Below are 12,855 nucleotides of genomic sequence, written 5' to 3'. Positions count from 1 at the left end.
GGCACGTTCCCCGAAGCCGGAGAAAGCCCGTGACCCGCCGCCGCAAGATCATCCTCCTCACCACCACCGTCGCCTGTATCGGCCTCGCATTCGGCGCGGCTCGCGCGCGCAACGCGCCGCAGGTCGCCACCGGCTTCCTCGCCGACATCCTCTGCGCTGAGACATTTGTCTCCGGCCTCGATCCGCAGCGCACCTTCACCGAGACCACCGACGCGATGCCGGGCTCGGGCCTGATCACCTGGGCGATGGACTACCGGATCGACCGGGTGCGCAAGGACGTCACCGTGACGCTGTTCGGCCTCGGCCGTAGCCATGCCGTCTATCGCGAGGGGCTGGGCTGCACGCTCGAGCACGGCGCTGATATCGCCGATGTCGCGCCGCCGGCGGAGGACAAGCAGCCCGCATTGCTCCCCGAGATCGCGGGACCTTCGATCGTGCCGCCGCAAAGCGAGGGGCTATCGGCCGCACTCGATCGCGCCTTCACCGAACCCGCGCAACCGCCCACCCGCCGCACCCGCGCCATCGTGGTCATGAAGTCAGGTCGCGTCATCGCCGAGCGCTATGCGGATGGCGTCGGACCGGAGACGCCGTTGCTCGGCTTCTCCATGACGAAGTCGGTGATCTCGGCGCTAACAGGCATTCTCGTGCGCCAGGGCAAGCTCAAGCTCAACGGGCCCGCGCCGGTCGCCGCCTGGAAAAACCCGGACGATGCCCGCCACGCCATTACCGTCGACCAGCTGCTGCGGCACACTGCGGGCCTCGCGCTCGGCAGCTCGCTGCAGGCTTCGCTCGGCTCCGCCTTCGAGCCGGTCAATCGCATGAAATTCATCGAGGACGACATGGCCGCCTATGCCGCGAGCATGCCGCTTGCGACCGCGCCGGGCACGGTGTGGAATTATCACGACGGCAACACCATCATGCTCGCGCACCTGATCCGCAACGCCGCCGGCGGCAACCCCGCCGACGCGCTGCGCTTCGCGCGCCGTGAATTGTTCGCACCGCTCGGCATGCGCCAGGTCACGCTCCAGCTCGACGGCGCCGGCACGATCGAGGGATCGAGCGAGATGCTGGCCTCCGCGCGCGACTGGGCGCGCTTCGGTCAGCTCCATCTCAATGACGGCGTCGCCGGCGGCAAGCGCATCCTCCCCGAGGGCTGGGTGAATTACACGGCGTCAGCCACGCCGAATGCCTGGGTCGGCATCGGCGCCGGCTTCTGGACCAACCAGGGCGACAGCTTTGGCGCGAATTTCCGCGTGGAGCACGGCTGGCCGCGCGATGCCTTCTTCGCCAAGGGCACGATCGGGCAGTACACGATCATCATTCCCTCGGAACAGCTTGTGATCGTGCGGCTGGGCCGCTCGCCGAACTGGCCACCGGAAGCCGATGGCGTGTTCGATCTGGTGCGGGATGTGGTGGCAGCCACGCGCGAGAAGGGGAAAATGGCGGGGGTGGATTGATGACAGCAGCGGAGCGCGGTCTCTTCTTCCTTCTCCCCTTGTGGGAGAAGGTGGCGCGAAGCGCCGGATGAGGGGCCTCTATCCGCGAATTAGACCGCTAGAGAGTCGCGCGCGGAGAGAACCCCTCACCCGGCTGCGCTTCGCGCATCCACCCTCTCCCACAAGGGGCGAGGGTGCACCGTCTGCGCGGAGGGAATCTCCTACCTCCCCAGCTCCGTGGCCTTCGCCACGCGGTCGAACCGCTCCAGCGTCATGATCGCGTCGGCAAATTTCTCCGCGCGCGCGTTCAACACTGGGCGCGCCAGCGTCAGAAACTTCTGCTGCATCGCCTGCGCATCGGGGAACGAGGTCGGCTCGCCCGAGGGGTCGGCATAGAGCCGCTCATGCACGCCATCGTCCGTCGTGATGCTGACGCGCGCGCCGAACGGATGAGTGCGGCCGACCTCGAGCCGGTCGTCCTGCACCACGTCGAACTTGTCGGCGAGCGCGTCGATGGCGGCGTCGCCCAGGCGGTTGTAATCGTCCCAGCCGAAGGAGCCCTGGTCGAGCGCGAGCGCGCCGGTGAAGAACATCGAGAACTGGCCGCCGACGATCGAGGTCGGATGCCGCTTGGTCGCGGCATCGCCGGTCAAGGTGATGCCGTTCCGATGCAAACCGATCTCGACGCGCTTGACCTGATCGGGCGTCAGATTGTGCTCGCGCCGCATCGCGATCAGCGCGTCGATCGCCGCGTGGGTGTAGCGGCAGCTCGGATACGGTTTGACGCCGATCTTCATGGTCTCATAGGTCTTGCCGAGCTCGGCCACCGCCTTGTCGGGATGCGCATCGTCGGTGTAGCCGGCGAGCAGGCCGTGCTTGCCCTCGACCGATTCCGTCGCGCCGACGAACTCGTTGCGCGCCAGCGTCGCGGCGATCACGCCATTCATCGCGGCGGCGCCGACCTGGTAGCGCTTGTTCCAGGCGCCGTTGACCAGGAATTGCAGCGAGCCCGCGGCCTGGCTGCCGGAGACGCCGAACGCGGCGATGATCTGCTGCTCAGACAGGCCGAACAGTTTGCCGGCGGCGGCCGCCGCGCCATAGGTGCCGGCGGTCGCGGTCGGATGGAAGCCGCGCGCGTAATGCGAGGTCGGGTCGAGCGCGTTGCCGAGCCGGCAGCAGACCTCATAGCCCGCGACGATCGCGGTCAGCACGTCTCGGCCCGAGGCGCCGACCATCTCGCCGACGGCGAAGGCGGCCGGAACCACCGGCGCGCTCGGATGCAGCGAGGAATCCGCGTGGGTGTCGTCGAAGTCGAGGGAATGGCCGAGCGCGCCGTTGAGGAGGGCGGCGACCGCCGGCGTCCAGGTCTTGCTGTCGCCGAACACGGTGGACTCGCCCTTGGTGTCGAGCGCGAGCGCTTCCAGCATCTTCAGGATCGAGGGGGTGGATTCCGCCTCGCTGCGGGCCCGGATGGCACTGCCGAGGAAGTCCAGCGTCAGCACCTTGGCGCGATCCAGCACCTCCGCCGGAATATCCTGGTATGTCAGATTAACGACATAGGCGGCGAGCGTTGCGGTTTCGTGAGCCATCGTGTTTCCTCGTTTTGGCGCGCAAGTTAGGCGGGCTGATTTGGCCTTTCAAGCGGCCTTGGGGCCGCGGGCATCAGCCATGCTTTTGGCAGGCTCCAAGAGGATCGGATCGGGACATTCGACGATGGCACTCGCAAGACAAATGTTCGAGCGGATCCGATCACGGCGGACGCAGCTGGGGCTGGCGATCCGGGTCACGGTGGCCGCGGTGGCGGCCTATGCGATCGCCACCGCGCTGCATCTGTTGCTGCCGCTCTGGGCGGTCCTGACTTCGCTGATCGTGACCCAGATGAGCGTCGGCCGCTCGCTGAAGGCGACGCGCGACTACGTGCTCGGCACGATCGGCGGCGCCATCTATGGCGGCGCCATCGCGATCCTGATCCCTTATTCCACCGAGGTGGGCCTGTTGGGGCTGCTGGTGCTGGCGGTCGCGCCGCTCGCCTTCGTGGCTGCGATCAACCCAAGCCTCAACGCCGCCACGGTGACGGCGATCATCGTGCTGCTGGTTCCGACCATGCATCATTCCGATCCCCTGGCGTCGGCGATCGACCGCGTCAGCGAGGTCGGGGTCGGCGCCATCACTGGCCTGCTGGTCTCATTCCTGGTGCTGCCGTCCCGCGCCGTGCGGCAGATCCGCGCCAGCGCGGCCACGCTGCTCGAACTGATCGCGGATGCCTTCACCGAACTGCTCGCGGGGCTCACGCGCGGCCGCGACAACGACGCGTTGCACCGGATCCAGGACGGCATCGGCACGGCAATGGTGGGCATGAACGCGATCGGCGCCGAAGCCGAGCGTGAGCGCTCCGTGCGACTGTCGAGCGGGCCCGACACCGGCCCGCTGCTGCGCACCGTGCTGCGGCTGCGCCATGACGTCGTGATGATCGGCCGTGCCACGGTGGTGCCGCTGCCGGCCGAGGTGCAGATGCGGCTTGCAGGCCCGCTGACGGAAGTCTCGACCGTGATCGCGCGATTCCTTCGCTCCGCCGCTGCTGCCTTGCGCGAGGGCGCCGGCGCGCCGGCGATCCATTCCGTCCACGTCGCGCTCCAGCATTACGCCGAGGCCGTTGCCGCCGTCCGTCATGACGGCCTGATCCGCGGCCAGCCCGGCGACACCGCCGAGCGCTTCTTCGCCATCGGCTTCTCGCTGGAGCAGATGCACCAGAATCTCTGCGACCTCGATCGCGTCGTCGGCGAATGGTCGGAGGCCTCGACCGACAAGTCCGCGCGCGTGGCGGAGTGAGTCGCGTTACAGATCGAAGAACGCGAGTTGGGTTGCGTCGCGCCGCTCGATGCCATCGGTCAGCGTCTTCAGCGCGACGTCAAAACCCGGCTGCTGCTGCTCCAGCTCCCACGCGCCGTCATGGTCCCACTGAAAGCACTGGCCATAGCGTTCGCCGGGCTCGACATGGAGCAGCAGGCAGCGGCTGAGCTGCGACGGCTCGGCAACCGGCACCAGATGTTTCAGCGAGACGCCGTATTCCTGACGGAAATAGGCGCAGGCCTCTTCGAGCTCGTCCTCGGAATGAGCAATGAAGTCGAGGACGTTGCGCAGCTGCGTGGCGAGTTCATCAGGCGCATAGAAGCGAAGTTCGGACGATGATTCAGGCAGCCGCACCAGCAATTCGGTCTCGCCGCGCGTCAGCAGGAACTTGCGATAGTCATCGGGCAGGCGGACGCCGAGCGCCTGCTCCGCTTTGCTCACGTCCACTTCGCTCGCCGGCGTACCGGGTTTCCAGCGCCAGCCTTTGCTTGATGTTCCCGCCTTGCGCTGGGCCTCGTAGTCCTCATAGCCGGGAAACGCCATGATGTCCTCGTAGCCGCCAAACCGCGACCATTGAAAGGCGTCGTCAAAGGCTTCTTCCCGCCGCTCGGGAAAATAGCCGCAGAGCAGCTCGGCGCGCTTGAGGATGCGCGTGTGGTTCGGGGCGGTCTTGCAAAGATGCTCGATCGTCTTCAGTGATGCCTCGGGATTGTCGGCCTGAAGATAGACGTCGCTCAACAATTCCAGGATGCGCCCCTCGAGGTCGTTCTCATAGATGGACCACGCATAATGCGGCTGCCCGGCAGCGCGCCGCGCAACGAGCGTATCGCGCGCCTGTTCGGCAAAGCGCACCGCCTGTGCGAGATCTTCACCGGCGACCTTGCCGCGGCGAGCGGCGTGCCAGAGATACAGCGGCTCGTGCTGGGCCGGCGTGCCCTTGAGGGCGTCGAGCTGCGCGGCCTGCTCTGCCATCGGCGCGCTGAGCGCCAGGATCATCAGCTCGTCCAGCCCCTTCTGCCAGTCCGGCTTGGCTCGCGGATTGGGCCCGAGGTCGCGCAGCGTGTAGTTGGTATGATCCGTCTCGACATAGCCGGCCGCGACCAGCTTGGCGACATGGCGGCGGAAAGCCGCTGCGGCGCCGGCGATATCAGGAAATTCCTTGCGCAGAAATTCGTTCGCGTCGGGATCGCCCTTCCAGTTCATGTGAACGCCGATCACCATGGGATCGCTGCCCGGGACCAGCATCAATTCGCGATCGTCATCGCCGGGTGCGCGGTGGAAGAATTTTGCCAGATACATGCGACCCCCCGAACGCGCCGCCGGGATCGGGGCGCCACGTCTCAGTCGCAGTTTCAGGGAAACCGGTTCATGGCCGGCCAAAGCGTTTTCGAGCGAAGTGGGTACCGGTTCGCGTTAAGAAACGCGTCAGAAAAAACGACTCTAGCGCTTCGCCAGGCCCTTGCCCTGCATGCGCCAGACCAGCAGATCGATGCGGTCCTGGCCGAAGAACGGCTCGTTCTCGAACACGAAGGTCGGCACGCCCCAATGACCGGAGGCGGCATGGTCCTTCTCGTTCTCGGCGATCACCCGCTCGTAGCGATCGGGGTCGGCGCTGATCGCTTCGTCCATCGCGGCGAGATCGAAGCCGGCCGCCTCAGCGGCGCGCGCGAGGTGATCGCCTTCGTTCCATCCCGCCACCGAGCCATCCCACAGCACGCGCGCGATCGCATCGGTGAATGCGAGCGAACGGCCTTCGAGCTGCGCCATCGCGCCCAGCCGGGTCAGGCGGTGGATGTAGGGCTGCTCGGCCGCGACATCGAACGTCGTCTTGTCCTGCACGATCGGATCGGGCCTCGGAAAGCGGAATGGGATGCCCTCGTGCTGCGCCACGCGCGTGCTGTCGAGCACCACATAGCGAATGAAGTTCGGGCTGGCCTTCTTGAAGAAGCCGGGCACGCGGACGGCGAGCGGATAGACCGGCCGCAGGTTCACCGCGAGATCGTACTCTTCGACGAGCTTGAGCGTCTTCGGCAGCGCCAGATAGCTGAAAGGACTGCGGTAGGAGTAGAAGAGGTCCACGGACAGGGTCATCGCACCGGCTCCATGATCCCGATCATCCCGCCAGTCTGCGCGCCAGCATGCGGAAGCGCAAGATCAGGAGGCCGGCATAGACGAACGTGCCGGTCGAGAACCCGATCCAGACGCCGACCGCGCCGAGCCCGGCATTGAAGGCCAGCACCCAGGCGATGGGAAAGGCGACGCACCAATAGCCGATCGCCGCGAACAGCAGCGTCATCCTTGTATCGTTGATGCCGCGCAGCGCGCCGGCCATGATGGTCTGGAGGCCGTCGGCGATGAAGAAGGTCGCGCCAACCAGCAGCAGGGTCGCCGTCAGTTCGACAGTCGCCGCGCTGGCCTCGCTGCTCCCGAAGAACAACCGTCCGAGCTCGTAGCGGCCGAGGATGATGGCAACGGTCAGGGCCGAGACCAACGCTACGCCAAGCACCGCCGCGACGAGGCCCGCGCGCCTCACCGCGGCCGGGTCGTCGCGGCCGAAAGCGTGGCCGACGCGGACCGTCGCCGCCATGCCGATACCAAGTGGGACCATGAACAGCACGGCCGTGACCTGGAGCGCGATCTGGTGCGCGGCAAGGGCCGTGGTCGAGATCAATCCCATCAGCAGCGCGGCGGACGAGAACAGGCCATATTCCAGCAGCAGGGAAAACGAGATCGGCGCGCCGACCGCGATGAGCTGTCGCATCAGGGGCCAGTCGATCCGCCACAGATGAGCGAGCGGGCGGTAGTCCGCGAACGGCTTTCGCCATGCGGCGATGGCGAGCACGGCGAGGAAGGTGCCGAGATTGACGAGCGTGGTCGCAAGCCCCGCGCCGAACAGGCCGAGCTCCGGCAGGCCGAACAGGCCGTGGATCAGGCAATAGACCAGCGCCGCGTTGGCGGGGATCGCTGCAACGGTGATCCACAGCGGCGGTTGCGGCCGGTTCACCGCGCTCATCATGCTGCGCAACGCGATGAAGCCGAGCGCCGGCGCGATGCCCCAGGCCAGCCCGTTCAGATAGCGCTGCGCGAGCGCGGCCGATTGCGGTGCCTGTCCGAGCGCCAGCAGGATGCGCTCGCCATAGAGCGGCGAGGCCATCATCGGCAGCGAGATCAGGAGTGCGACCCACAGGCCGGCGCGTAGCGAGCGGCGGATGCGCTTGACGTCGCCGGCGCCGAACGCCTGCGCGGCCAGCGGCGACACCGCGGCCATCAATCCGAGCCCGAAGGTGAAGCTGACGAAATAGACCGTATGCGCCAGCGCGGCGGCCGCGACCGCATCCTCGCCGAGCCGCCCGATCAGCGCGAGATCGGTCGTGATCATCGCGATCTGCCCGAGCTGCGTCAGCATCATCGGCACGGCCAGCCGCAGCGTCTCGACGAACTCTTCGGCGAGATGGTTTTGCGGCACGCCGGCTTGCGGCTGCGGACGAGGCTGGACGGTGTCGAGCATGGCGGTTGCAATAGCACAGCCGCACGTCGAAAACATGGCCCCGAGTGCGAGATGCTTCTTCACCCTCTCCCCTTGTGGGAGAGGGTGGCTCGCCGCGCAGTGGCGAGACGGGTGAGGGGTATGTCTCCGCGAATTCAAATCAGAGTGGATTCGCGGAGAAAACCCCTCATCCGGCGTTTCGCGCCACCTTCTCCCACAAGGGGAGAAGGAAGAAACAAGCCTCAGCCCTTCCTTTCCGGCACGCGCCTGATCTTCGCGCCGAGCGCGTTCAGGCGTTCGTCGATGCGCTCGTAGCCGCGCTCGATCTGGTCGGCGTTGTTGATCGTGGAGGTGCCCTCGGCGCACACCGCCGCCAGCAGCATCGCCATGCCGGCGCGGATGTCGGGCGAGATCATCGATGCGCCACGCAGGCGGCTGGGGCCGGCGATGATGGCGCGATGAGGATCACAGAGAACAATTCGCGCGCCCATGGCGATCAGCTTGTCGACGAAGAACATCCGCGATTCGAACATCTTCTCGAACATCAGGATCACGCCGTCGCATTGCGTGGCGGTGACGATCGCGATCGACATCAGATCGGCCGGGAAGGCCGGCCAGGGCTGATCTTCCAGCTTCGGCACGTGACCGCCGAAATCGTCCTGGATCTTCAGCGTCTGGTTCGAGGGCACGATGAGATCGTCACCCTCGATGCGGCAGACGATGCCGAGCCGCTCGAATCCCATGCGGATCGAGCGCAGATGCTCGACGCCGGCGCGCACGATGCGAAGCGGGGAGCGCGTGACGGCCGCAAGCCCGATCAGCGAGCCGACCTCGATATGGTCGGGCTGGATCCGGTAGGTCGTGGCGCCCAGCGTCGCCGGTCCATGCACGATCATGGTGTTGGTGCCGATGCCCTCGATTCGCGCGCCAAGCGCGACCAGGAAATTGGCGAGGTCCTGCACATGCGGCTCGGAGGCCGCGTTGCGCAAATGGGTGACGCCGTCGGCGGCGACCGCTGCGACCAGCGCGTTCTCGGTTGCGGTGACGCTCGGCTCGTCCAGAAACACGTCGGCACCGGCGAGCTTTGCCGCGCGGAATTCGAGCCGGTCGGTGGCGGTGACCTTGGCGCCCAGTTGTTCGAGCGCGAGCACATGGGTGTCCAGCCGACGGCGGCCGATGACGTCGCCGCCGGGCGGCGGCAGCATCACTTCGCCGCAGCGGGCGAGCAGGGGGCCCGCGAGCAGGATCGAGGCGCGGATACGGACGCAGAGCTCGGGGTCGAGGTCGGCGGCGCGGATGCTCTTGGCGTGGATGTGCAGCGTGTTGCGGGCAGTCCATTCCGCCGCCGCGCCGACCGAGCGGATCAGCTCGACCAGCGTCTCGGTGTCGCGGATCCGCGGCACGTTCTCCAGCGTCACCGGATGTTCGGTGAGCAGGGCGGCGGCGATGATCGGCAGCGCGGAATTCTTGTTGCCGGACGGCTCGATCGAGCCCGAGAGCCGGTGACCGCCCTCGACAATGTACTGGATGGGCGCCACGGGGTTCTCGCTGTCCTGTTGGGTGGGGCTGTTTCGGGCGGAAACTACAGAGAATTGAGCGCGGGAGCAATTGCGGCGGCCGCCGGCCGTTGCCGATCCGTTAGCCTCGGAGAGGCTGCCAATCCCTCATGGTGAGGCGCGCGGAACGCGCGTCTCGAACCATGAAGGCCCGGATATCTCGCCCGCGGCCATCCTTCGAGACGCCCGCTTCGCGGGCTCCTCAGGATGAGGCTGGGTGCTTGTAGGCGCGGGTGGTCAGAACAGCCCGATGATATTCGCGACCACATAGAGGATCGCGATCAGGATCAGCGCGCCGATCATGACGAAGGAAATCTCGATCGCGATGGCGCCGGTGCCGAGCGTCGCGGCCACGGCAGCAAGAAGCCGCTCCTCCCGAAAGATCAGCGCGAGGACCGAGAGCAGGATGGCGAGCAGGCCGAGCGAGATCGCGGTGGCCGAAGCGGTTTCGCTCCAGCTCCGTCCAGCCGATTTCTCGACCTTCGGCGTCTGATACTCCACGCCCTTCACCCGCGCGATCACGCGGTCCTTGATGCGATGGCCGGTGTCGACGATGACCTGGTCCGCCGGGGGTGGCGGGAACACCATCGGCACCACCCAGTGCGGCAACACAGCCGCCATCAGCGCCAGCACACCGACAATGCTGCCGATGATGCCGAGACGGCGGGAGGGGAGGGCGGAACTGGTGGTCGCAGAGCTGGTCATGCGTGGCGCATCCCGGCCGGAATTGGCCTTACGGGTTCATGCCACTTCGTCGCGATGGTGGGGGGTGAGGTTCAGCGATGCTGGGATCGGCCTAGCCGTCATGCCCGGGCTTGTCCCGCCTGCGCGGCCGAAGCCGCTTCGGCGAGGCGAAGGCCCGGGCATCCACGTTCTTTGTTCCGCGGAGCAAGGCGTGGATTGGCCGGGACAAGCCCGGCCATGACGCTGCGGAAGCAGCGCGCCTCAGATATCGATCGTCGCGCTCAGCGAATGTTCCTGGATGAAGTCGCGGCGCGGTTCGACCACGTCGCCCATCAGCTTGGTGAAGATGTCGTCGGCCTCGTCGACCTCCTTGACCTTCACCTGCAACAGCGAGCGCGCATCGATGTCCAGCGTCGTTTCCCAGAGCTGCTCCGGGTTCATCTCGCCCAGACCTTTGTAGCGCTGCAGCGTGATGCCCTTGCGGCCGGCGTCGGTGACCGCTTCGAACAGGTCGACCGGGCCGTAGACCATGTGCTCGATGTCCTTGCGCCGCAGCTTGCCAGGGCGGGCATAAACGTCCTGGAGCTTCACGGTGTATTCGTCGAGCTTGCGGGCTTCGACCGAGCCCAGGAAGGCGGCGTCGATGACGGCGGCTTCCTTGACGCCGCGCACGGTGCGCTCGAACTGGAAGCCCTGGCCTTCCACGTACTGGCCGACCCAGCCGCGCTCCACCTCCTCGGCCTGGTTGTCCAGCCGTCCCGCGATGTATTGTGCCGCTGCGGCGGCTTTCTCGGGATCGCCGTAGATCGCCTTGTTGAGCACGCCGGTGATGGCGGCCTGCTCGATCACCTTGCGATTGTAGCGGCTGTGCAGATTGCGCAGGACGCTGCGGACGGTGCGGGCGTCGTCGACCAGCGAGCGCAAATCGCGGCCGGTGCGATCACCGCCGACGCCGGGAATGAAGACGCAGTCGTCGAGGCCTGTGTCGATCAGATAATCCTCGAGCGCCCGCTCGTCCTTCAGATACTGCTCGGACTTGCCGCGGCTGACCTTATAGAGCGGCGGCTGGGCGATATAGAGGTAACCGCCGTCGATGATGTCGCGCATCTGCCGGTAGAAGAAGGTCAGCAGCAGCGTGCGGATGTGGGCGCCGTCGACGTCGGCGTCCGTCATCACGATGATCTTGTGATAGCGCAGCTTCTCGATCGAGAACTCGTCGCTGATGCCGGTGCCGAGCGCGGTGATCAGCGTGCCGATCTGCTCGCTGCCCAGCATCTTGTCGGGGCGGACGCGCTCCACGTTGAGGATCTTGCCGCGCAGCGGCAGCACCGCCTGGAATTCGCGGTTGCGGCCCTGCTTGGCGCTGCCGCCTGCCGAGTCGCCCTCGACGATGAAGAGTTCGGATTTCGCCGGGTCCTTTTCCTGGCAGTCGGCGAGCTTGCCGGGCAGCGAGGAGACCGAGAGCGGGCTCTTGCGCGTCAGCTCACGCGCTTTTCGCGCGGCTTCACGCGCGGCGGCGGCCTGGATCACCTTGCCAACGATCATCTTGGCTTCGCTAGGGTGCTCCTCGAACCAGGCCTGGAGCGCCTCGTTGAGGACGTTCTCGACCACGGGACGCACTTCCGAGGACACCAGCTTGTCCTTGGTCTGCGACGAGAATTTCGGATCGGGCACCTTCACCGAGAGAACGGCGGTGAGGCCTTCACGGCAATCGTCGCCGGTCAGCGCGATCTTTTCCTTCTTGGCATTGGCCTCGGCATAGCCGTTGACCTGGCGCGTCAGCGCGCCGCGGAAACCGGCCAGATGGGTGCCGCCGTCACGCTGCGGGATGTTGTTGGTGAAGCACAGCACGTTCTCATGGTAGCTGTCGTTCCACCATAGTGCGGCCTCGACGCCGATGCCGTTGGCCTCCGCGCGCACCATGATCGGCGCCGGCACGATCGCCTTCTTGTTGCGGTCGAGATATTTGACGAACTCCTCGACACCGCCGGAATAGTGCATCTCCTCGCGCTTCTCGACCGCATGGCGCATGTCGGAGAGGGCGATGTTGACGCCGGAATTGAGGAAGGCGAGCTCGCGCAGCCGGTGCTCCAGCGTCGCAAAATCATATTCGATGTTCTTGAAGGTTTCCGTCGAGGCCTGGAACGTCACCTCGGTACCGCGCTTGCCCGGCGCGTCGCCGACCACCACCAGCGGTGCGACCGCATCGCCATGGGCGAACTCGATGTAGTGCTCCTTGTTGTCGCGCCAGATGCGCAAGCCGAGCTTGCTCGACAGCGCGTTGACGACGGAGACGCCGACGCCGTGCAGGCCGCCGGAGACCTTGTAGGAATTCTGGTCGAATTTTCCGCCGGCATGGAGCTGGGTCATGATGACCTCGGCCGCGGAGATGCCTTCGCCCTTGTGGATGTCGACGGGAATGCCGCGACCGTCGTCGCGCACCGTGACGGAATTGTCGGCATTGAGCACGACGTCGACGCGCGTGGCGTGGCCCGCGAGCGCCTCGTCGATCGCGTTGTCGACGACCTCGTAGACCATGTGATGCAGGCCGGAGCCGTCGTCGGTGTCGCCGATATACATGCCCGGGCGCTTGCGGACGGCGTCGAGACCCTTGAGCACGCGGATCGATTCCGCCCCGTAATCGCTCGGATTTGAGGGCTCGTTTTCGGCAGGCGTCTGCCGAGCAGGTTCTGTCATGAGAGGCCTTCGAGATGTCGCCCGAATCAGCCGCGCAAAAGGCGCTGATTTGCAGGCTATTTGTGCCATGAAAGACCGCTTGCGCCTAGCGCAAAGTATCTTCCGGCAACCCTTTGACGAAATAGGGATTTTTTGCCGGTTTTCA

9 protein-coding genes are annotated in these 12,855 nt (G+C 66.2%); 2 read left to right on the top strand and 7 right to left on the bottom strand.

The features are described 5' to 3' along the window. Window positions 1-29 precede the first annotated feature (29 nt). Window positions 30-1,457 carry a serine hydrolase domain-containing protein gene (locus ABIA90_RS30560; RefSeq protein WP_354119115.1) on the top strand — a complete coding sequence of 476 codons (1,428 nt, stop codon included), beginning with the start codon at window positions 30-32 and terminating at the stop codon, window positions 1,455-1,457. A 200-nt stretch (window positions 1,458-1,657) separates the two neighbouring features. On the opposite strand, the gene ABIA90_RS30555 is transcribed toward ABIA90_RS30560, so the two are convergent. Further along, window positions 1,658-3,025, bottom strand: coding sequence for an MmgE/PrpD family protein (locus ABIA90_RS30555; protein WP_354119114.1), 1,368 nt, complete (start codon window positions 3,023-3,025; stop codon window positions 1,658-1,660). A gap of 124 nt (window positions 3,026-3,149) precedes the next feature. Here ABIA90_RS30555 and ABIA90_RS30550 point away from each other — a divergent pair, with 124 nt between their 5' ends. Beyond that, on the top strand, window positions 3,150-4,265 hold the full coding sequence (locus tag ABIA90_RS30550) for an FUSC family protein (protein ID WP_354119113.1): 1,116 nt from the start codon (window positions 3,150-3,152) through the stop codon (window positions 4,263-4,265). 6 nt (window positions 4,266-4,271) lie between these two features. Here the strand turns inward: ABIA90_RS30550 and ABIA90_RS30545 are convergent, their stop codons facing one another. From ABIA90_RS30545 to gyrB, 6 genes are all read right to left on the bottom strand, one after another. Then, window positions 4,272-5,585 (bottom strand): SMI1/KNR4 family protein, encoded by a 1,314-nt coding sequence (locus tag ABIA90_RS30545; RefSeq protein WP_354119112.1) that lies wholly within the window; start codon window positions 5,583-5,585, stop codon window positions 4,272-4,274. Between the two features lie 141 nt (window positions 5,586-5,726). Next, window positions 5,727-6,377 (bottom strand): 2-hydroxychromene-2-carboxylate isomerase, encoded by a 651-nt coding sequence (locus ABIA90_RS30540; RefSeq protein ID WP_354119111.1) that lies wholly within the window; start codon window positions 6,375-6,377, stop codon window positions 5,727-5,729. A gap of 22 nt (window positions 6,378-6,399) precedes the next feature. Further along, entirely contained in the window at window positions 6,400-7,794 is a 1,395-nt protein-coding gene (locus ABIA90_RS30535; protein WP_354119110.1) for an MATE family efflux transporter, read from the bottom strand. Window positions 7,795-8,015: 221 nt separating this feature from the next. Then, on the bottom strand, window positions 8,016-9,311 hold the full coding sequence (murA, locus tag ABIA90_RS30530; RefSeq protein WP_014491005.1) for a UDP-N-acetylglucosamine 1-carboxyvinyltransferase: 1,296 nt from the start codon (window positions 9,309-9,311) through the stop codon (window positions 8,016-8,018). 255 nt (window positions 9,312-9,566) lie between these two features. Then, entirely contained in the window at window positions 9,567-10,034 is a 468-nt protein-coding gene (gene yidI / locus ABIA90_RS30525; RefSeq protein ID WP_354119109.1) for an inner membrane protein YidI, read from the bottom strand. Window positions 10,035-10,274: 240 nt separating this feature from the next. Then, window positions 10,275-12,710, bottom strand: a complete 2,436-nt coding sequence (gyrB, locus tag ABIA90_RS30520; protein WP_063980103.1) for a DNA topoisomerase (ATP-hydrolyzing) subunit B — start codon at window positions 12,708-12,710, stop codon at window positions 10,275-10,277. Window positions 12,711-12,855: the final 145 nt, after the last annotated feature.

Source organism: Bradyrhizobium sp. LA6.8, assembly GCF_040547935.1.
Lineage (GTDB): Bacteria > Pseudomonadota > Alphaproteobacteria > Rhizobiales > Xanthobacteraceae > Bradyrhizobium > Bradyrhizobium barranii.
This window is presented reverse-complemented; position numbering and strand designations above follow the sequence as displayed.